Genomic DNA, 20,136 nt, shown 5'->3' on the forward strand with positions numbered 1-20,136 from the left:
GTCACGGACGCGCCACGATCTCGTCGCATCCGGGGGCCGAGCGCTCGCGTCGACCTCACGAACGACCGCCGCCGCCATCGCCGTCCTCGGGCTCGCGAGCCGCACGGGCGAGGATCCCGATCCGACGCTGACGTTCACTTGCGGCCGCCTGCTGCCGGCTCTGACGCACGCCCCGGCGGGCGATCACGCGATGCCCATCGCCGCCAGGTAGGCGGCGACGAGCGCGGGACCGGCGACCAGGCCCACGGCGGCGCCGACGAGCATCCACGGACCGAACGGAATCACCGTGCGCCGCCCGGTCCCGCGCACGAGGGCGATGACGGTCCCCGCCGCCGCGCCGAGCACGAACGCCGCGAACGCGCCGACGATCAGGGCGTCCCAGCCGATCCACCCGAGCGCGATGCCGAGGAGGCCCGCGAGCTTCACATCGCCCATCCCCATCCCTCGCGGCGAGACGAGGGCGATCGCACCGTAGAAGGCACCGAGCGCCGCCCCGCCCGCCAGAGCCCGGAGGAGGTCGCCCGCCTCGCCGACCCCCGTCGCGAGCGCCGGCACCAGGAGCGCGACGAGGGCGGGGATCGCCGGCAGCACGATCGCGTTCGGCAGGCGGTGGTGCGCGGCGTCGATCGCGGCGAGGACGACGGCGACGAACCCGAGCAGCAGGTACGCCGCCAGATCCGGGCTCGGCCCGCGCCACAGCGCCGTCGCCGCGAACAGCGCAGCGGTCGCGAGCTCCACCGCGGGGTACCGCCATGGGATCCGCTCGCGGCACCGCGCGCACCGTCCGCGCAGGATCGCGAACGACACGACCGGGATGTTCTCCCACCAGCGCAGGCGGTGGCCGCAGCGCGGGCACGCGCTCGCCGGCGACACGATCGACTCTCCCCTCGGCACGCGCCAGATCACGACGTTCGCGAAGGATCCGAGGATCAGGCCCGCCACGGCGCAGGCGGCCACCAGGGCGGTCATCGCATCGTCAGGCCGCACGCGGATGCCGCGTGCTCCTCGATCGCCTCGACCGACCGCTCGACGTCGGCGGGCTCGGCGCCGCTCGGCAGGGCCACGCTGCCCGTCTCGTCGCCGGCGTCCATGAGCACCTCGACGATCGTCTGCACGTCGCCCCACGCGTCGCCGACCTCCGCGGGGGCGAGGGCGCGGGTCTCCGCCAGGAACGTCCGCAGCACGAGGATGTAATCCTCGTCGTGGGGATCGACGTCGACGGGAAGGAGCGGCTCGCCCGCGTCCACCGTGTCGCCCAGCATGGCGCAGTACCGGTCCTCGTCTGGCGCGAGCCGGTCGTCCGCGTCGGCGGCGTCCTCCTCGCCGATCGCCGATCCGATCTCGTCGCTCCCGTTCGTCCACCATCGCTCCGCGACGACGCCGCCCGCGTCATCCCCGGTGTCGGGGGCCTCGCTGCCCGGCGCGCAGCCGGCGAGGAGGAGGACGGACGCGGCCGCGGCGATCGTGCGTCTCGGCTCACCCATCCGCTGGATCCTCACCGCCGTCGTCTCCAGGTAGTGCGTCGGGGATCGTCCAGATCGTGCCGCTCACGCTCGCGACGACCTCGCCCGCGAGATCGCCGTCCTGCTGGCCGTCGAGCGGCAGCACGTCGACGCCCGTGGCGAGGAAGGCGCGGGCGTCGTTCCGCTGGAGCTCGTCGAGAAGCGCCTCCACGCGGTCGACGCCGCCCCGCACCGTGAACGACACGGGGATCGCGAACGTCACCCGCGCGCCGTCCGGATCCTCGACCGGCGACGGATCACCCGTCGAGAGTCGCGTCAGCTCGACGCCGGATCCGTCGGCCACCTGCTCGAGGGCGTCGCCGAAATCGGCGGTCCCCGGCGCCGACGGGATGCGGACGAGCGCCGCGTCGCGGTTCGATTCGTGGCGTTCGATCTCGTCCTCGGCCGCCGCGAGATCGGCGTTGCGCGACGCGATGGCGCCGTTCTGCGCGTCGACGGCCGCGATCTCGCCCGTGGCGTCTCCGATCGCCGCCCACGCCGGCGACAGCACGGCGAACCACCCGATCACGAGCACCCCGATGGCGGCGGCGACGCCCCCGACGAGCCACAGACGGGCCTGGTCGCGTTCGATGCTCATCGCACGTCCTCCTGGAATCGCTCGGTGCGCGCCGCTTCCGTCAGCGTCGCGCGCATCGTGAACGCGTTTCCGCGCGCGTCGTCGAGGGCGCGCGCGGAGACGAGGTACGGAACCCGCAGGCCAGTCACCTCGCCGAGCGCCTCGGAGAACGCGCGGATCTCGGTCTGCGTCCGCCCGGTGCCGCTGATCTCGACGATGCCGATCGCGGTCTCGCCCGACGCGTCGAGCTCGGCGCTCGCGCCGCCCGGCGCGCTCGTCCCGGCGCCGTCGGCGCCGGGGACGGACAGCGAGATGCCCGTCAGCGTCGACCCGTCCGGAAGCGCGTCGCGCACGGCGGCGACGAGGTCCGCGGCCGCGACGTCGTCGACGAGGAGCTCGCCGAGGCGCGCGTCGACGAGGCGGGCATCGTCGAGGATCCCCGCGACGTCCGCGTGGGCGCGCTGCTCGACGAGCAGCGCGTCGCGGGTGTCGAGGCGCTCGCGCAGCTCCGCGTCCGCCGTCTGCTGCGCGGCGACGAGCACCGCGTATCCGGCGCCCACCAGGACCACGGCGAGCAGCACGAGCAGGAGGGCTCCGCGCCGGCGTCCGCGGACGGCCCGCACATCGCGCACCCGCCCCGGGAGGAGGTTGACGCGCGGCTGTCGCACCAGCGGTGAGCCGACCGAGGGAGCGACCGGCAGAAGGTCCGTGGTGTCGTCAGAGGTCGACATTCTCGACTCCTCTCGTGAGGCCGACGGCGACGGCCGCGTGCGGGGCGAATATCGCCCGCGCCGGATCCGGCCTGCGGCGCGCGCCGGCGAATGCGAGCGGATCCACCACATCGACGACGATGCGGAACGACCGTTCGAACAGCTCGCGCACACCCGAGAGCAGGCTTCCCCCGCCGACCAGGCGCATCCGAGTGATGCCGATGCCCGCATGAGCGGAGCGGAAGTAGTCGAGCGAGCTGCGCACCTCGCTCATGAGCGGGCGCATCGCGTCGCGGCAGACCTCCGCGAGGTCGGACGCATCGTCCGGATCGATGTCGGCGCGCCGCTTGCGCTCCTCGGCCTCGGCGTGGGAGATGCCGAGCCTTTCGGAGAGAGCCGCCGTGATCTCGTCGCCGCCGCGGGAGAGCACGCGGACGAGAACCGGCATCCCGTCGGCCTCGACCGTGAGCGTCGTCGTCGAGGCGCCGAGGTCGAGGGTCACGCTCGCGTGCGCGTCGTTCGGGGTGCGGGGAAGCGCCCGGAGCGCCGCGAAGGCGCCGAAGTCCACCGATCCGACCGAGGCGCCCGCGCGCTCGACGGCCGCCACGAGCCCCGCGACGTCGTCGGCCGGCATCCCGACGAGCAGCCCGTCGACGTGCCCGTCGACGGGCGCCGAGGTCGGCGCGAAGTCGAGCACCGCGCGCTCGACCGGGATCGGGAGGATGTCGCGCGCGATGTGCGGCAGGGCGCCCTGGCGCTCGCGCGCTGTCAGAACCGGGATCCGCGTCGCGCGCACGACGGCCTGGCTGCTCGTCGCCGCGAGCGCCACGCGGCGCGAGCGCACGCGCGCCGTCCGCAGCGCGCGCCGCACCGCGTGCGCGACCGCGTCCGCGTCGTGCACGACACCCGCCCGGACGGCGCCGTGCGGGAGCGCCTCCTGTCCGTGGCGCCGCAGCACCTCACCGCCCGCGCGGCGCGTCACGACCTCCGCGACGCGCACACCGGACGCTCCGACATCGATTCCGATCATTCGCTCTCCTCCGTGAGGATCTCGGACGTGCCCGTCACCGTCCAGGATCCGACGCGCACGGCGTCGCTCCCGGGGAGGAACGGGAAGCTCTTCTGCGACAGCCCGCCGTCGTAGTGGTAGTCGAGCGCGTAGCCCGATCGCTGGCGCCCGTCGGATGCCGTCGTCGTCTCCCACTCGACGCCCGTCGCGCCGCGATGCTCCTGATACACGGCGCCGCCGAGTTCGAGAGTGCCCAGTTCGGGGCCCTTGTCGTGGTTGGCGAGCACGAAGGATCCGCCCAGCGCGTACACGACGGCGTCGATGCGGCGCACGGGCGTCTCGGCCTGCTCGACGTACTGGCGCGACGGGTGGAGGGCGTCGAACTGCGCCGGGTCGATTCCGCCGACGTACAGTCCCGTGATGTCGTCGGGGCAGAACCCCGGGGTCGTCGCGGCGATCGCGTCGACGGATCCGCTGCGGCACGCCACGGGGTGATGGATGACGGCGTCGCGACCCGCGACGAGTGCGAGGGCGTCGCCGGACGAGAACTCGGGGATCTCGGTCGGCGGGACGTCGGGGATCCCGCCGCTGGCGTGCACGACGTCGCCCGTGACGACGATGTCGTTCTCGGCGACGAGGCTCAGCCGCCCGTCGAGCTCGCCCTCGACGTAGATGTCGCCGGACGCCCGCGCGTACGCGCCGCGGTCGGCAGGCAGCGGGAAGGCCGTCACGGGGGTGCTCCGCGCGCCGAGCTCCTCGAGCGTGCGCGTCGCGTCGAGGTCGAACTGCGCGCCGGTCTCCGTGTCCTCGGGGAGCTCGCAGCCCCCGTCGTCGTCGCATTCCAGGCGCGTCGCGGTCGCCGTCACCGTCTCGACCCGATCGAGGATCGTCACCTCGCGCGTCGCCGAGACCGTGTCGGTGGAGCGCTCATCGTCAGGCAGGATCACGGGGCCGCCCGGCGCGGCGACGGCGTCCGCCTCGACGCCGGAGACCGACAGCGCATATGCGAGGGTCTCGCCATCGGCCTCGGTGCGGAAGACCGCCGGATCATCGTCGAGGTCCTCCGCATCGGACTCAGCGAATGCGTCCGCGAGCGCGCCCGCCAGCAGATCGTCGAGCGCCGCACCCGCGTCGTCCGCGGGGTCCTCCCCCAGCTCGGCCGCGACGTGCTCGCGCACCGCGTCGAGAGTGAGGCCCGTGGCGTCCTCGAAGTCGGAGCGATCGTCGTCGCCCCACCGTTCGGTGCTCTCCACGTCGAGTCCGACGTCCGACGGGGCATCGCCCCACGTGTCGGCGCCGGCGACGCCGCGGGTCCAGAACAGGGAGTCGTCGGGCGTGCGGCGGGCATCGTCCGCCTGGGGCGCGAGCACGTCCGCCGCCGCGGCGTCCGCATCGCGCACGAGGATCGCGGCGCCGGATCCGAGCGGCACGCGCGCCTCGAGGACGCTCTCGCCGCCGCCGGCCTCGGGGCCGAGCGCATCGGGATCCGCGGGCCGCGACTCGTAGCACGGGCCCTCCCCGCTCGGCGTGAGGGGGCTCGTGATGACGAGCACGTCTCCGTCGATGTCGATCCGCGTCGCGCCCGAGTAGACGCATGTCGGGGCGACCGGCTCCGTCCACGCCGGCAGGTTCACGCTCGTGCGCGCGGTCTCCGGAAGGCGGGATCCGACGGCCGGTTCGCTCTCGGGCAGCGGCGCGAAGGCGCGGTAGGTGCGCGCGGGATCCGCGGCGGGAGAATCGGTCGGCGACCAGCCCGTCTCGACGGCGTCGCGGAACATCGGGCCGGCACCGTCGTCGGTGCTGCTCGAGATCAGCAGCGCGTCCTTCGAGTGCACGGCGCCGTTCATCTCGCTCGACGACGAGAACATCACCTCGCAGGATCCGCCGCGACGGACGGGCGCGCCCGCGACCTCGCCCGTCTCGCCCCAGTCGACGATCGCGCCCTGGAACGACGACGCCGCGTCGCGCGACGACCGTCCCTCGCCCGCGTCGTCCGTGTCGTACCAGAGCAGGTCGCACACCGTCGCATCGGGGAACTCGCTGCCGGCGTACGCGGCGGCGCCCTCCCACGCGATCGTGCCGACGGCGCGGGTGCCCTCGTACGACCAGCCGGCCGCCCGGTCGACCGCGATCGCGCGCGGCGGGTTCTGCGCGGAGATCAGCCGGCTCGACTGCGTCTCGTAGGTGGAGTAGTAGAGGAGGTCGGTGAGGTCGACGCCGGCCGACACATCGGCGACGAGGGTGCGCTCCTGCGCGCGCGGCGACCCGCTCGGCGCGACGCCCGTGCTCTCGACGCGGACGAAGCCGTCGCTCGCGGCGGTCTCGCCGTTGAGCACCCGCCACGTGAACGCGGCACGCCCGTCGCCGAGCGGAACCGGGTCCGCGGTGGCGGCGCCCGCCGCCCAGTCGCAGTCGTCGCCGTCGCCGCATTCCCGCGAGATCGCCGCGAGGAAGTCCTGGATGCCGCCCTGCGCGGCGGCGAGGGCCGCCGCGGAGTCGACCGACCGGCGCGCGGGCACCGCCTGTGCGGCGGTGATGGTCGTCGCCGCGACGACGAGCCCGAGGATGATCATCGCCGTGAAGAGCACCGTGATGAGGCCCTGCCCGGCGTCGTCGCCGAGTCGCGCGGCGATCCGGCGGATCACGGAGCGCCCCCGAAGCGATGCGTCTCGCCGGCATCGTCGACGATCGTGAGGCGGATCTCGATCCGCGTGATGCGCGCGCGGGAGGTCCCCTCGAGGTTCTCGTCGCTCAGCGGGATCGCGCGCCCGTCCGCCGCGTACGCGCGGAACTCGACCGTCGCGTCGTCGCCCAGGTGGCGGCGCGTCGTCGGCTCCGCCGGATAGCTCGGCGACGCGTCCTCCGGCACCGTCGCCGCGGTCCGCTCCTCGACGAGGCGCCCGCCGTCGCTCGTGACCCGCACGCGCGTCGGCGCGAGGAACTCCCCCGCGGCCGTGCGGTTGTCGATCGAGGCATAGAACACGATCGTGTCGGTCGTGATGCTCTCGATCGCCGGGCGCTCGGATTCGTCGCGCACGGGCGACTCGCGCACCGCGAGCAGCGCCTTCCACGAGTCGAGCGCCGCGCGGGCCGTGCTCGCGGTCTCCGAGCGCTCGATCGACGCGGCAGACGACCGCTGGATCCCGAGGACGCAGAACAGCGTGATGATGCCGAGGATCGCGCTGACGCCCAGCGCGACGACGACCTCCGTCGTCGTGAAGCCGCCGTCCCCGCGCACCCGCGCGCTCACGGCGCCGGCTCCGGCTCGCACGCGAGCCGGGTGTCGAGCCGCGCCGACACCCCGGCGGCGTCGTGCGCCGCGACCGTCACCTCGAGGGCGACATCGCGGTGCCCGCCCGCGCAGTCCTCGCCGTATGCGGGATCGGCCGACACGGTCACGGAGAACTCGCGCCCGCCGTCGCTCACGACGGCGTCGCCCGGCGGCTCGGCCGGCTCGGCGCCGAGCGAGACGACCCGCGCGAGCTCCTCTTCGGCGATGTGGCCCGCGGCGACGCGCAGCTCCGTCGCCGAGGCCGCACGCACGGCGCTCACGATCGCGAAGGTCGCGGCCGTGGCGACGATCGCGAAGATCGCGATGGACACGACCGCCTCCACGAGGGTGAAACCATCGTCATCGCGTGCGCGCATGCGAGTCTCCTGGGCGGGGTGGGGCGGGCGCCGTCGAGCCGACGGCCGCTCGCGGGGACCGGCGGGTCAGTCCTCGGGGGAGCCCTCCACGATCTTGCCGTCCTCGCTGTCGTACGTGAAGGCCTCGCCCTCGAGGGCAGTGTGCTGGCCCATGACCGTGTACGACTCGCCGTTCACGTCGATGTCCAGGGTCACGCTGTCAGAGACCGAGATCCGGAGGTCGTCGCCGAGGTCGATCGCCTCGCCGGCGCCCGTCTGCTCGACGTTCTCCGGGTAGCTCCCGTTCTCGGCGTAATACGTCTCCATCACGGGGATCGCGTTGCGCACATCCGACTCGACGGCGCTGCGCTGCGCGGCGGCGCGCTGATTGAGGAAGATCGGCACCGCGATCGCGACGAGGATCCCGATGATGACGATGACGACGAGCAGCTCGACGAGGGTGAAGCCCTGGTCACCGCGCAGACGCTTCGCGGCCGGGGAGTTGTTCAGCAGCATGTGGATCGAGTCTCTTTCTGATGTGGGGGACGACGTGTGGTGCGGAATGAGCGGGGCCGGGGCGGCCCCGCACGCGGTGGGGATCGCGGGGCTCACGTGAGGCCGGGCGAGATCCACCGGTCGGCGTCGCCGGGCGTCGCGGTCGACGCGCAGCTCGCCCGGGCGAGGTCGAGGGAGAGGAGATTGCCGGCGCTGCCCGCTGCGGTGTCCGCGGTCGCGATCCGCGCGCCGACCAGGCTGAGCAGCTCGAGCTCGATGTCGACGTGAAGCCCGAGCGCCACACGCAGCCCGTGCGCCGACGCCGAGGTGTCGTCGCTCGCGGCCCCGCTCGCGACCTCGACGACGAGCGACGCGGAGGTCGAGTCGAGCAGAAGCGCGTCGAGCGCGTCCCACAGCGTTCCGGCTCCGAGCGCCTCCAGCAGCTGCCGCAGATCGACCCCGACGCCGAGTCGCAGGAGGTGCTCGTCGAGCGTGAGGCTCACGAGAGATCCGACCACGCCCTGTGGCAGGGCGTCGACGTCGAGCTCGCCGAGCCCGATCTCCTGGCCTCCGACGGTGACGTCGAGCGCGCCGGATGGCCCCGCGACGCCGACCTGGACGACTCCGTCGAGCAGCGACAGCCCGGCCGTGGAGACCTCCGCCTCCGGCGCCGACGAGCCCACGGCCGTGCACGTGGTCCGCGACTGCACGGCGTCGAGGCGCAGCAGATCGATCCCGAGCGCACCGAGCCCCACGCCCGCGACCTGCGACTGCGAGACGATGTCCCAGCCCTCCGCGGTGCCGACGGGCTCCGTGAGCCCGTGGACCGCGCCGAGGTCGAGTGAGACGAGGCCGGCGACGTCGACCACGCTCCCCGACGCGGGCAGATCGGCGCGAAAGCACGTGCCGCTGTCGTCCGTGCAGCTCTCCGGGGATCCCGGCTGCGGGGACGCGCCCGCGGAGAGCGCAAACGGCGCAGACGACAGGGGCGCGCCCGGCGGCGGCGTGCCGGCCTCGAGATCGTCACCCACGGCGACCGAGAACAGCGGGTCGACGAGGAGCGAAGGGACCTCGCCGATCGCGGAGACGACGGGGTCGAGGACGCTCTCGATCACGCGATTCAGCCGCAGCGCGCCGAGGAGGCTCCCGACGAGCGAGTCGTCGGACACCTCGACGGAGAGGCCGAAGTCGCCGCCTTCCGTCTCCCACCCGGAGGAGCTCGCGAGGGCGTCCGACTCGCCTGTCACGTCGGCGCGTGCGGGAGCGGCGAAGCCGATCAGGACGAGGACCACCGCCAGGGCGGCGAGCAGGCCCGTCCGGCGGGCCCGGAAGCGTGTCGATGTCATCGCCGGCGCCTACGCGATCTGGTCGTAGATCGAGAACATGGGCAGGTAGAGCGCGACGACCATCGCCCCGATCGCGACGCCGAGCACCACGATGAGCAGCGGCTCGAGAAGCGAGGTCAGCGCGTCGGTCGTCGCCTCGACGTCGTCGTCGTAGAACGCGGCGACCTTCTCGAGCATCGACTCGACCTCGCCGCTGTCCTCCCCCACGCGCAACATGTGCGCGACGAGCGGCGGGAAGATCTTCGGATTCCGCGCGAGCGGATCCGACAGCGACCGGCCGTCGCGCACCGCGTCGCGGGCGAGACCGACGACGTCGGCGACGCGCCGATTGCCGACGGTCGCCTCCACGACCTCGAGCGCCTCGAGCACGGGGACGCCCGCGCCGAGCAGCATGCCCAGGTTGCGGGCGAAGCGGCTCATGGCGACCTTCTGGTTGAGCGGGCCGAACACCGGCAGCCGCAGCGCGATGCCGTCCAGGACACGGCGCTGATCGGGGATCCGGCGCGCACGTCGGAACAGGATCGCGACGGCGATCCCCATGACGACCGTCGCGGGCAGGATCCACCACAGGTTCGAGCTCAGGACGACGAGGATCCGCGTCGGAACGGGCAGCTCGCCGCCGAGGTCGTCGAACATGCTCTCGAAGATCGGCACGACGAACATCAGCATGGCCGTGACGATGACGACCATGATCCCGAGCACGACAGCCGGGTACACCATGGCGCTGCGCACCTTCGTGCGCAGGCGCTGATCCGCCTCGAGCACCGTCGCCGCACGCGCGAGCGCCTCGTCGAGGAACCCCGCGGTCTCGCCGGCGCGGACCATGTGCCGCACGATCGGCGGGAAGATCCGCGGCTGCGCTCCGATCGCCTGGGACAGCGCGCTTCCCGCGACGACGTCCTGACGCAGGGCGCGGATCGCCGTCGCCATCGACGGGCGCTCGGTCTGGTCCGCGAGCGCGTCGAGGCTGCGCACGAGCGGCACGCCGGCGCCGACGAGCGTCGCGAACTGCCGGATGAAGATGACGAGGTCGCGCCTCGTCGGCCGCGCGCCGCCGGGGCGCAGGTGGATCTCGCGGGAGAGGCCGCGCCCGGTCTCGGTCACGGACGTCGCGATCGCGCCATCCGCGGCGAGGTGCTCGGCGACGGCCTCCGGCGAGGGCGCCTGCATCTGCCCGGTGATGCGCGCGCCCGTCGTGTCGCGCGCCTCGAAGCGATAGCCGCGCGCGCTCATGGCGCCGTCCTGCCGGTGAGCCGTGCGAGCTCGGCGCCGTCGTGCGCGGCCTCGTGCGCCATCCGATACGAGACCGTCCCGCGCGTGACCTGCTCGGCGAGCCCCTGGTCGAACGTCGTCATCCCCTGGTCGCGCCCCGCGAGCATCGTCGCCGGCAGCTGGTGGACCTTCGACTCGCGGATCTGGCTGCGCACGGCGGGCGTCGCGACGAGCACCTCGGCGACGAGCTGCCGCCCGTGCCCTGTCGCGCGCGGAAGCAGCGTCTGGGAGACGACGACCTGCAGCGTCGACGCGAGCTGGGTCCGCGCCTGATCCTGCTGCGCCGCGGGGAAGACATCGATCAGCCGGTTGATCGACTCGGGCGCCCCGCTCGTGTGGAGCGTGGCGAGCACGAGGTGTCCCGTCTCGGCCGCGGTCATCGCGGCGCGGATCGTGTCGAGGTCGCGGAGCTCGCCGACGAGGATCACGTCGGGATCCTGGCGGAGCGCGTGTCGGAGCGCGCTGGCGAAGCTGGCCGTATCGGCGCCGACCTCGCGCTGGCTGATCACCGAGCGATCGTGCGCGTGGACGAACTCGATGGGATCCTCGATCGTCACGATGCGCACCGCGCGCGTGCGGTTGATCTCGCCGAGGACGGCGGCGAGCGTCGTGGACTTGCCCGACCCGGTCGGCCCCGTCACGAGGACGAGGCCGCGCGGGAGGCGCGTGACGTTCGCGAGCGCGGCGGGAGCGCCGAGGTCGTCGAGGGCGGGGACCTCGTGCGGGATCGCCCGAAGCACGGCACCGAACCGGCCGCGCTCGACGTGGAGGTTGACGCGGAACCGCGCGAGATCCGGCACATCGAAGGCGAAGTCGCGTTCGCGGTCGATCTCGAACTCCGCCCACTCCGCGTCCGACAGGCACGGCCCGACGAGGGATCGGATGTCGCCCGATGTCAGGGCGACCCGCTCACCGGATCCGATGTCGGGGAGATCGAGGACGACGAGGGAGCCGTCGACGCGCGCCGTCGGCGGCTGGTCCGCGGCGAGGTGCACGTCGGACGCGCCCTGCGAGACGGCCGCGCGGAGGAGCTCGATGAGGACGTCCGGGCCGCGCGAGGACCGACGCGGCGACACGTGCGTGCGGAGCGTGGGGGCGGCTGCGGTCACGGGCTCGGGTTCCTCGGTCGGTCCATGCCGTATGTCGTCCGTCATGACGCGACATCCAGGCGATTCCCACCAAGTGTACGGGGAGGCGTCGATTCTGGAATACCGAACGACGACGCCGTTCGCGAATCGTGATCAGGGCCGCCGCCTCACCTCGCGACGCGCAGAACCTCCACCGCCGCGGTGATGCCGTCGCGCGCCTTCGCGAACCCGTCCTCGCGGAGCGTGCGCATCCCGCCCGCGCGGGCCGCCTCACGCAGCTCGGGCGTCGCGGCACCCTGGACGACGAGCCCCTCCACGCGATCCGTCGACTCCATCATCTCGTGCAGGGCGACGCGCCCCCGGTAGCCGGTCCCGGCGCACATGCGGCATCCCGTGGGCCGCCACAGGCGCTCCGGCGTCCCGAGGCTCTCGACGGGCCACCCGAGGCGCTCGAGCTCCTCGGCGCCGGGGCTGTGCTCCGCGCGGCACCACGTGCACAGGCGCCGCGCCAGGCGCTGCGCCACGACGAGGTCGAGGGACGCCCCGAGGAGGAACGGCTCGATGCCCATCTCCCGCAGGCGGCTCGCCGCGCTCGGGGCGTCGTTCGTGTGCAGCGTCGTCAGCACGAGGTGCCCCGTGAGGGCCGCCTCGATGGCGAGCTGCGCCGTCGTCCGGTCGCGGATCTCGCCGACGAGCAGCACGTCGGGATCCGTGCGGAGGATCGCGGGCAGCGCCGCCGCGAAGGTGATGCCCGCCTTCGGGTTGATCTGCATCTGGTTGACGCCGTCGAGGCGGTACTCGACCGGATCCTCGATCGTGATGATGTTGATGTCGGGCCGGCTGATCTCCTGGAGCGCCGCGTAGAGCGTCGTCGACTTGCCCGACCCCGTCGGCCCCGTGACGAGCACGAGGCCGTGCGGGCGCGCCAGCGCGGCGCGGAGGATCCCGCCGTGACGATCGGTGAGATCGAGCGAGTCGAGGCGCCTGCCGCTCTGCTCGCTGTCGAGCACGCGGAGGACCGCCTTCTCGCCGCGGACGGTCGGCATCGTCGCGAGCCGGATGTCGACGGGCCGGCCCTCGTGCGAGAACGAGATCCGCCCGTTCTGGGGAAGTCGGCGCTCCGCGATGTCGAGCGAGGCCATCACCTTGAGCCGGGTGATCAGCGACCGGACGGCCCCGGAGGGCATGGTCTCGACAGCGTGCAGGACGCCGTCGATGCGGAACCGCACCCGGATCTCGCCGTCGAGGGGCTCGATGTGCACATCGCTCGCGCGGCTGTCGATCGCCCGCCGTATCAGCTCGGAGACATACCGGATGACGGGCTCGTCGGCATCGGCTCGGGAGACGTCCTCGCCGACCTGCTCGTCATCATCCGGGATACCGAGCGCGTGCTGCTCCCGGCTGTACCGATCGAGCAGCCGCCTCATGTCGTCGGCGGCGGCGACGATCGGGCGGGGCTCGAGGCCTGTCGCGGCGCGCACATCGTCGATCGCGATGACGTCGCCGGGGTCCGCCATCGCGACGGTCACGGAGCTCGCGTCCATGCCGACCGTGACGACGCCGTGCCGTCGCGCGAGCGGCAGCGGAAGCGCCCGGATCGCGGAGGGGTCGACATCGGCCGGGTCGAGGACGTCGAGGCCCCACTGGCGCGCGACGGCCTCGGCCGCTTCGAATGCCGTGACGAAACCGCCTGCCACCAGCCGCTCGGTCGCGCCGTGGGCGGATCCCTCGTCGATCGCGCGCACCGCGCCGTCGACGCGTTCGGGCGCCCGCGTGCGCAGCAGCTCGAGCAGATCGCGCGTCGCGGGATCGTACGTCGTGGGTGCCGCCTCGCTCATCGCCGCCTCGCTGTCCCCGATGATGCGAGGAGGGTTCCCGCCCCTCGGCGGAAACCCTCCTCATGCTGGTCGGGGTGACAGGATTTGAACCTGCGACCTCGTCGTCCCGAACGACGCGCGCTACCAAGCTGCGCCACACCCCGTGGCAACCAGACAAGTCTATCGGATCCGCCGGTCACCGTCGAACCGAGCCCACCCCCGCGCGCGTCGCGCCCCCCACCCCTTCATTTCTGGCACATCTCCGCGGCGAAATCAGAGTAGAGATGTGCCAGAAATGAAGACTTGCGCTAATTCCCGACCGGCACCAGGCGGGTGAGCTGCGTGACGTGGCGCGGCTCGAGCTCATCGATCGACGAGACCCCGAGCAGCGCCATCGTGCGGCGGATCTCGCTCGATAGGATCTGGATCATCCGGTCGACGCCCTCGCGCCCTCCCGCCATGAGCCCGTAGAGGTAGGCACGGCCGACGAGCGTGAACTTCGCGCCGAGCGCCATCGACGCCACGATGTCCTGGCCGTTCATGATGCCCGTGTCGACCATGACGGTGGCGTCCTGACCGACCTCCTTCACGACCTCCGGCAGCAGGCGGAACGGGATCGGCGCGCGGTCGAGCTGGCGGCCGCCGTGGTTCGACAGGATGATCCCGTCGACGCCCAGGTCGATCAGCTTCACGGCGTCCGGCACATTCTGCACGCCCTTGACGACGATGTTGCCGGGCCACAGCTCGCGGATCGTGGCGAGGTCGTCATATCCGATCGTCGGGTCCATCGCCGAGTTGAGCAGGTCGCCGACCGTGCCGCCCGTCGACGACAGCGACGCGAACTCGAGCTTCGGCGTCGTGAGGAAGTCGATCCACCACCACGGCCGCGGGATGGCGTTCGCGATCGTGCCGAGCGACAGCTGCGGCGGGATCGAGAAGCCGTTGCGGGCGTCGCGCATGCGGTTTCCGGCGATGGGGGTGTCGACCGTGAACTGCAGCGTGTCGAAGCCGGCCTTCGCGGCCCGCTCCACCAGGCCGTACGAGATGTCGCGGTCGCGCATGACGTACAGCTGGAACCAGTTGCGTCCGTCGGGGTTCGCCTTCTTGACGTCCTCGATCGACGTCGTGCCGAGCGTCGAGAGCGTGAAGGGGATCCCCGCGGCCCCGGCCGCACCGGCGCCCGCCGTCTCGCCCTCCGTCTGCATGAGTCGGGTGAAGCCCGTCGGGGCGATGCCGAACGGCAGCGCCGAGGGGCCGCCGAGGATCTCGGTCGACGTGTCGACGTGCTCTGCCGGCGTGAGGATGTCGGGGTGGAACTCGATGTCCTCGAAGGCCTGGCGCGCGCGCTGGATCGACAGCTCGTCGTCGGCCGCGCCGTCGGTGTAGTCGAACGCCGCGGCGGGCGTGCGGCGCTTGGCGATGCGGCGCAGATCGTAGATCGAGAACGCCTTCTTCAGGCGCGCCTCCTTGCCGAACTCGGGCATCTTGATCTTGAGGAACTCCAGCACATCGGCCGGGTTCGGGATCTGTCGCTGAACCATTGGGGTCCTCTCCTATGGGTCTGTCAGTCGTGAGCGCGCGTGAGCGCGTAGTAGCCGCTGATATGCGCATGGATCCGCGCGCGCGCGTCGTCCGCGTCGCCCGCGGAGATCGCCGCGAGCACTCCCCTGTGCTCGGCCTGCAGCCGCGCGCGGGCCGCCTCCCAGTCGTCGATCGCGTGCGCCCCGTGCTGGACGTATGCCTCGATCGCGGCTCGCAGGCCGGTCATGATCGTGCCGAAGACCGCGTTGCCCGTCGCCTCGGCGAGCAGGCCGTGGAAGCGCGCGTCGAGCGCGAGGAAGTCGTCGCGGGTGATGTCCGGATCGTCCATGACGTCGAGCAGCGCGGATCCACCCTCGACGTCCATGGAGACCGTCGCAAGCGAGGTGACGACCGCGTTCTCGAGCACAAGCCGGGTCTCGACGATGTCGTCGAAGTCGAACGCCTGAGCCGCGGCCTGCAGTCCCAGGACCTGGGCGACACCGGATCCGGCCGCGGTCGTGATGACGGCGCCCGCGCGGGGTCCGGAGCCCGTCGCCGTGTGCAGCACCCCCATGACCTCGAGCACGCGCAGCGCCTCGCGCACGCTCGAGCGCCCGACGCCGAGCTGCGTGGCGAGATCGCGCTCGCCGGGCAGACGGTCGCCGGGGCCGAGGGATCCATCGCGCAGGCGACGCTCGACGTGCTCGAGCACGATGCGCCACGCCTTCGTCTCGGCCATCCCGGTCCTCTCGCCTATGTGGTCTGACCACATTAGCGCGGGCGCCATGGATCCTCAAACGGCGCTGCGGGGTCGGAGAAATCCCTCCGATCGGAGGATCCGGGCGCATTCGTCCGATCGAAGGGATCTCCCCGACGAAAGGTCTGCTTCACTGGGTGCATGCCGGGCTTCCATCACGTCGAGCTGTGGGTCGACGACATCTCCGCCGCGCGGGACTCCTGGGGTTGGCTGCTCGAGCGGCTCGGATTCCCGCTCGAGCAGGAGTGGCCCGCGGGATCCTCGTGGCAGGCGGGCGGCGCGTATCTCACCATGACGGAGTCGCCGAGCCTCGCCGATCCCGTGCACGATCGGCGCCGGGCCGGGCTCAATCACCTCGCGTTCCGGGGCGGCACGCGAACGGAGGTCGATGCACTCGTCGCCGACGCCGCAGCACACGGATGGACGCACCTCTACGCCGACCGCTACCCGCACGCCGGCGGCCCCGACCACTACGCGGGCTGGCTCGAGAACGCAGAGGGCTTCAAGGTCGAGATCGTCGCCGCGGCGTGACGGCCTGAGATGCACAACGACGCCAATTCTGTGCCGCGCCGGGCAGGATCCCCGGAATTCCGCGGCCCGCCCGAGCACCCACCCCAGAATTGGCGTCGCCCGGCAGTTCACCCCTCGCGGTGGTAGCCGTACAGGTCGTCCTGGGGGCCGTTGATCCGCACCTCGTCGCCGCCGTCGGGGTTCGGGAAGCGCACGGAGCGACCGAATGCCTCGTCGACGACCGCCGCGTCGTATCCGGCGTCACGCAGGTGCTCGACGAGGCCGTCGAGGTCTGCGGCGAGGAACGACAGCCCGATGCGCGGCTCGTCGCCGTGGTGCAGCCCGACGAGGCCGCCGCCGTCTGCCTCGAGCTCGATCCAGCCGCCCCGGTCCGACGCGATCGTCGGACGCAGCCCCAGCGCCTCGAGGATCCGGCGCGGTGCCTCGACATCGGGCGCGAACCAGATCGGCTGCACGGCGAGCGCGCCGTCGCGGTTCGCCGCGGATCCGGCGCTCACCGTGATCTCGACTCCGTGCGAGACCGTGAGCATCTCGCCGACACCCGCCATCGTGCTGCGCGAGGCCCCGAACGGCGCAAGCACCCGCTCCGCTGCGTCGAGGTCATCGACGAGCAGGTGCAGGTCGACGGATCCGGCGAGGTGCCCCGGCGTCTCGGAATGGATCGCGAGCGATCCGCGCCCGTGGAACTCACCCCACTCGGGCGCCGGCGGATATGGCGCCTCGAGCCCCAGCGCGCCCGCGGCGGCGTGCCACGCGGAGGTGTCGCGGGCGTACAGGATCTGCTGGATCGCGGTCACGAGCCGCTCCCTTCGATCTCGGCGCGCAGCACACGCTCGACGAGGGCCGACAGGCTCGCGCCCTCGTCGATCGCCCGATGCTTGACCTCGCGCACGAGGTCGCGCGGCAGATACACGTTGAACTGCACCTTATCGCTTGCTGCCATGCTAGCAATCTAATAGTCGACAATCGAAGTGTCAACGTCGTGGATCTCGGACGATCGCCGACTTCACGGATCCGAGATGCCGGTGAGTTCCGTGACGTGGGTGAACGCCCGAGAGGTGGGCCCCCGCACTCCCCGTACACAACGACGCCAATTCTTCGGCCGACACAGCGCGCACCCGCGAGATCACATGGGTCCCGCGGAGTGGGGGTGAAGAATTGGCGTCGTCATGCACCAGCAGCCGCGTCGACGCCTGCCAGGATCGACCATATGCAGTCTTCTCTCACCCGTGTCGCCCCGGTCGTCGCGATCGCCGCCTGCGCGCTGCTCGCGCTGTCCGCCTGCTCCGGACAGCCGGACCCCGCGGGATCGACCGAACCCGGCCTACCCGCGGGCTACACTCCGACCGATGACGTGACCGAATCCACGCTCGTGGCGCTCGACGGCGGTGACGGCGACCTGCGCATCGTCACCTGGGGCAGCTCCTCGTGCGTCCCCATCCTCACCGAGCCGACTGTGATCGACGAGATCCCGACGTTGACGCTCAACGCACCCGACGCCGAGGCGTGCACCGACGACATCGCCCCGACGACGCACACGATCGAGGGCATGCTGAAGGGAATCGACCCCGAGAATGTGGACATCATCGACGAGTCGAGCGGAGGGATCACCACCGTCCTGCTCGCGACCTACTGAGCGCTCACCCCGCCCGCGCGGACGCCCCCTCGGGCTCGGCGTCGAACGGCTCACGTCCGCCACCGCGCTGGGCCATCGCGCCGGCGACGATCACGAGGACGATGCCGACGACCTGCAGTGCGTTCGGCACCTGCTGCAGCACGACGAAGCCGAGCAGCAGCCCGAAGGCGGGCTCGATCGACATGAGGGTGCCGAAGGCGGTCGCGTTCATGCGCCGCAGCGCGAGCATCTCGAACGCCCACGGGATCACCGGCAGCAGCACGGCGAGGCCGGCCGCGACGAGCAGGTGGATCGGCTCGAAGGATCCGATCGCCTGCGGCACGCCGACGACGGCGACGAGGATCGCGGCGATCGGCACCGTGAGCGACAGCGCGCCGACGCCTTCGAACCGATCGCCGACCTTCTGCATGAGCACGACGTAGGCGCCCCAGCCGATCGCAGCGACGAACGCGAGCCCGACGCCGACGAGGTCGACGGATCCGCCCCACGGCTCGTTCATGACGACGACCCCGACGAGCGCGACGGCGGGCCAGACGGCCTTCCGCAGGCTGCGGCTCGCGAGGGCGGCCACCGTGAGCGGACCGAGGAACTCGATCGCGACCGCCGTGCCGAGCGGGATCCGTTCGATCGCGGCGAGGAACGTCACGGTCTGCAGCCCCTGCGTGAAGCCGAGGCCGACGATGATCGGGACGTCGCGGCGCCGCACCTTCCGCAGCGGCGGGCGGGCGATGAGAAGGAAGATTACGGCCCCGAACGCCAGTCGCAGCCACGCGGTGCCACCAGGGTCGATCGCGGCGATGAGGCCAATCGACAGCGATGCCCCGAGCTGCACCGAGAGCATCGCGCCGACGGCGAGCGACCAGGCAGGCGGCCTCATGCGCCGACCCCCGGCTCGAACACCGTGAGGATGAAGCGGGCGCCCGCGTCGCTGGCATACGCATGCGGGGCGTCGCCGTCGAAGGCGAGCGCATCGCCTGCGGCGAGCGCGTGGCCCTCCCCCGCGACCTCGACGCGCATCGAGCCCGACTGCACCTGCAGCAGCTCCTTGGTGCCGGCGGCGTGCGGTTCGCTGTCGTGACGTTCGCCGGGCGCGAGGGTCCAGTCCCACAGCTCGACGACATCGGGCGGCTGCGTGCCGGCGACGAGGACCCCCTCCCCGCCGTGGTCGCCGCGCCAGAGGACGGCCCCGTCTCCGGATCGCGTGACCTTGGCGAGCGCGGCATGCGGCGGCTCGACGAGCGCCGGGAGGCCGATGCCGAGGGCGTCGCTGAGGCTCAGCAGGATCGCGATCCCCGGGCTCGCCTCGCCCTTCTCGACGTTCACGATCATGCGCCGGCTCACGCCGGAGGCCTCGGCAAGCTGGTCGAGCGTCCAGCCGCGCGACTGGCGGGCGGCGCGGACGCGGGATCCGATCGCCTGGGCGAGCTGGTGGGAGGCATCATCCATAGAGTGCAGAATAGTGCACCATGCGTGCAGTATCGACTCGACCATGACGCCCGAGGCGCACACTGGCGAAACTTGATGATGCAGATTAAACTCATCCATGCTTGCATTTTCAAACGCAAGGAGAGCGATGTTCATCGTGACGGCAGACCAGCGCGACAGCCAGGGCGGCGACGACCTCGTCCCCGCGGGCATCGCCACCGTGGAGCGGACGGCCGCAGACGGGCTCGCGCTTCCTCCCGAGCGCACGGCGGGCGACGAGATCCAGGCGGCGATCACCTCCGCCGACGCGGCCCTCGCGGTCGCGCTCGCACTGACCCGAGCCGAGAACTGGAGCGTCGGGCTCGGGGTCGGCGAGGCCGAGACCCCCTTGCCCCGCGAGGTGCGCGCCGCGCGCGGCCCCGCCTTCGTGCACGCCCGCGACGCCGTCGAGCGCGCCAAGAAGGCCCCCACACGGCTCGCGATCTCGGGCGACGGAGCCGAGGATGCCGAGGCGCTCGTGCGGCTGCTCGTCGAGCTGCGCGATCGCCGCACCGACGAAGGATGGGAGGTGCACGACCTGCTCGCAGAGGGCATCACCCAGCGCGAGGCCGCCGAGCGCATCGGCATCACCGAGGGCGCCGTGAGCCGGCGCGCCTCGACCGCCGCGTTGCGCGCAGAGGAGGCCGCGATCCCCGCCCTCGCGCGCACCCTCGCCGCGCTGGATCCCGACGCGGCCGCGGCAGGATCCTGATCGGGCCGCGCCTCGACGCCCACGCCGGCGGACCTTCGCGCGCCCCGCCGTCCGACGCGAGCGCGCGTGACA

22 protein-coding genes and 1 tRNA gene are annotated in these 20,136 nt (G+C 72.4%); 3 read left to right on the forward strand and 20 right to left on the reverse strand.

What is annotated here, in order from left to right:
• Positions 1–183 precede the first annotated feature (183 nt).
• The 16 genes from GB932_RS09735 to GB932_RS09810 all read right to left on the reverse strand — a co-directional run bounded on the left by GB932_RS09735 (position 184) and on the right by GB932_RS09810 (position 15,703).
• Positions 184–969 carry a prepilin peptidase gene (locus GB932_RS09735; protein ID WP_156760499.1) on the reverse strand — a complete coding sequence of 262 codons (786 nt, stop codon included), beginning with the start codon at positions 967–969 and terminating at the stop codon, positions 184–186.
• Positions 966–1,484, reverse strand: a complete 519-nt coding sequence (locus GB932_RS09740; protein ID WP_156760500.1) for a hypothetical protein — start codon at positions 1,482–1,484, stop codon at positions 966–968. The genes GB932_RS09735 and GB932_RS09740 overlap by 4 nt, the downstream gene beginning before the upstream one ends.
• On the reverse strand, positions 1,477–2,100 hold the full coding sequence (locus tag GB932_RS09745; protein ID WP_156760501.1) for a hypothetical protein: 624 nt from the start codon (positions 2,098–2,100) through the stop codon (positions 1,477–1,479). The genes GB932_RS09740 and GB932_RS09745 overlap by 8 nt, the downstream gene beginning before the upstream one ends.
• Positions 2,097–2,810, reverse strand: a complete 714-nt coding sequence (locus tag GB932_RS09750; RefSeq protein WP_156760502.1) for a hypothetical protein — start codon at positions 2,808–2,810, stop codon at positions 2,097–2,099. The genes GB932_RS09745 and GB932_RS09750 overlap by 4 nt, the downstream gene beginning before the upstream one ends.
• Entirely contained in the window at positions 2,797–3,819 is a 1,023-nt protein-coding gene (pilM, locus tag GB932_RS09755) for a type IV pilus assembly protein PilM (protein WP_156760503.1), read from the reverse strand. The genes GB932_RS09750 and pilM overlap by 14 nt, the downstream gene beginning before the upstream one ends.
• Positions 3,816–6,443: a hypothetical protein gene (locus GB932_RS09760; RefSeq protein WP_156760504.1), complete on the reverse strand. Its 2,628-nt coding sequence runs from the start codon at positions 6,441–6,443 to the stop codon at positions 3,816–3,818. The genes pilM and GB932_RS09760 overlap by 4 nt, the downstream gene beginning before the upstream one ends.
• Positions 6,440–7,069 carry a PulJ/GspJ family protein gene (locus GB932_RS09765; RefSeq protein WP_231916107.1) on the reverse strand — a complete coding sequence of 210 codons (630 nt, stop codon included), beginning with the start codon at positions 7,067–7,069 and terminating at the stop codon, positions 6,440–6,442. The genes GB932_RS09760 and GB932_RS09765 overlap by 4 nt, the downstream gene beginning before the upstream one ends.
• Positions 7,045–7,446: a type IV pilus modification PilV family protein gene (locus tag GB932_RS09770; RefSeq protein WP_156760506.1), complete on the reverse strand. Its 402-nt coding sequence runs from the start codon at positions 7,444–7,446 to the stop codon at positions 7,045–7,047. Before GB932_RS09770 ends, GB932_RS09765 begins: the two co-directional genes overlap by 25 nt.
• Positions 7,447–7,512: 66 nt before the next feature.
• Positions 7,513–7,941: a type IV pilin protein gene (locus GB932_RS09775; protein WP_156760507.1), complete on the reverse strand. Its 429-nt coding sequence runs from the start codon at positions 7,939–7,941 to the stop codon at positions 7,513–7,515.
• A gap of 92 nt (positions 7,942–8,033) precedes the next feature.
• Positions 8,034–9,266, reverse strand: a complete 1,233-nt coding sequence (locus GB932_RS09780) for a hypothetical protein (RefSeq protein WP_156760508.1) — start codon at positions 9,264–9,266, stop codon at positions 8,034–8,036.
• A gap of 9 nt (positions 9,267–9,275) precedes the next feature.
• Positions 9,276–10,499 (reverse strand): type II secretion system F family protein, encoded by a 1,224-nt coding sequence (locus tag GB932_RS09785; RefSeq protein ID WP_156760509.1) that lies wholly within the window; start codon positions 10,497–10,499, stop codon positions 9,276–9,278.
• Positions 10,496–11,692, reverse strand: coding sequence for a type IV pilus twitching motility protein PilT (locus tag GB932_RS09790; RefSeq protein ID WP_156760510.1), 1,197 nt, complete (start codon positions 11,690–11,692; stop codon positions 10,496–10,498). The genes GB932_RS09785 and GB932_RS09790 overlap by 4 nt, the downstream gene beginning before the upstream one ends.
• Before the next feature lie 101 nt (positions 11,693–11,793).
• On the reverse strand, positions 11,794–13,464 hold the full coding sequence (locus GB932_RS09795; RefSeq protein WP_156760511.1) for a GspE/PulE family protein: 1,671 nt from the start codon (positions 13,462–13,464) through the stop codon (positions 11,794–11,796).
• A 66-nt stretch (positions 13,465–13,530) separates the two neighbouring features.
• Positions 13,531–13,607 (reverse strand) — tRNA-Pro (locus tag GB932_RS09800).
• 144 nt (positions 13,608–13,751) lie between these two features.
• Positions 13,752–14,984 (reverse strand): alpha-hydroxy acid oxidase, encoded by a 1,233-nt coding sequence (locus GB932_RS09805; protein WP_156760512.1) that lies wholly within the window; start codon positions 14,982–14,984, stop codon positions 13,752–13,754.
• A gap of 23 nt (positions 14,985–15,007) precedes the next feature.
• Entirely contained in the window at positions 15,008–15,703 is a 696-nt protein-coding gene (locus tag GB932_RS09810; protein WP_156760513.1) for a FadR/GntR family transcriptional regulator, read from the reverse strand.
• A gap of 159 nt (positions 15,704–15,862) precedes the next feature.
• Between GB932_RS09810 and GB932_RS09815 the strand changes: the two genes are divergently transcribed.
• Positions 15,863–16,252: a VOC family protein gene (locus tag GB932_RS09815; protein ID WP_156760514.1), complete on the forward strand. Its 390-nt coding sequence runs from the start codon at positions 15,863–15,865 to the stop codon at positions 16,250–16,252.
• Between the two features lie 107 nt (positions 16,253–16,359).
• On the opposite strand, the gene GB932_RS09820 is transcribed toward GB932_RS09815, so the two are convergent.
• Both GB932_RS09820 and GB932_RS09825 read right to left on the reverse strand, forming a co-directional pair.
• On the reverse strand, positions 16,360–17,049 hold the full coding sequence (locus GB932_RS09820) for a hypothetical protein (protein ID WP_156760515.1): 690 nt from the start codon (positions 17,047–17,049) through the stop codon (positions 16,360–16,362).
• The gene (locus GB932_RS09825) at positions 17,046–17,195 is read right to left on the reverse strand and encodes a ribbon-helix-helix protein, CopG family (protein WP_156760516.1); all 150 of its coding nucleotides are present in this window, start codon (positions 17,193–17,195) and stop codon (positions 17,046–17,048) included. The genes GB932_RS09820 and GB932_RS09825 overlap by 4 nt, the downstream gene beginning before the upstream one ends.
• Positions 17,196–17,462: 267 nt before the next feature.
• On the opposite strand from GB932_RS09825, the gene GB932_RS09830 reads away from it, so the two are divergent.
• Positions 17,463–17,888 carry a hypothetical protein gene (locus tag GB932_RS09830; RefSeq protein ID WP_156760517.1) on the forward strand — a complete coding sequence of 142 codons (426 nt, stop codon included), beginning with the start codon at positions 17,463–17,465 and terminating at the stop codon, positions 17,886–17,888.
• A gap of 4 nt (positions 17,889–17,892) precedes the next feature.
• Here GB932_RS09830 and GB932_RS09835 read toward each other — a convergent pair whose 3' ends face one another.
• Positions 17,893–18,765: an EamA family transporter gene (locus tag GB932_RS09835; RefSeq protein ID WP_231916108.1), complete on the reverse strand. Its 873-nt coding sequence runs from the start codon at positions 18,763–18,765 to the stop codon at positions 17,893–17,895.
• Positions 18,762–19,334 (reverse strand): helix-turn-helix domain-containing protein, encoded by a 573-nt coding sequence (locus GB932_RS09840; protein ID WP_156760518.1) that lies wholly within the window; start codon positions 19,332–19,334, stop codon positions 18,762–18,764. Before GB932_RS09840 ends, GB932_RS09835 begins: the two co-directional genes overlap by 4 nt.
• A 127-nt stretch (positions 19,335–19,461) precedes the next feature.
• Between GB932_RS09840 and GB932_RS09845 the strand changes: the two genes are divergently transcribed.
• Positions 19,462–20,064 (forward strand): DNA-binding protein, encoded by a 603-nt coding sequence (locus GB932_RS09845; protein WP_156760519.1) that lies wholly within the window; start codon positions 19,462–19,464, stop codon positions 20,062–20,064.
• Positions 20,065–20,136 lie beyond the last annotated feature (72 nt).

This window comes from Microbacterium karelineae (assembly GCF_009745985.1).
GTDB classification, from domain to species: domain Bacteria; phylum Actinomycetota; class Actinomycetes; order Actinomycetales; family Microbacteriaceae; genus Microbacterium; species Microbacterium karelineae.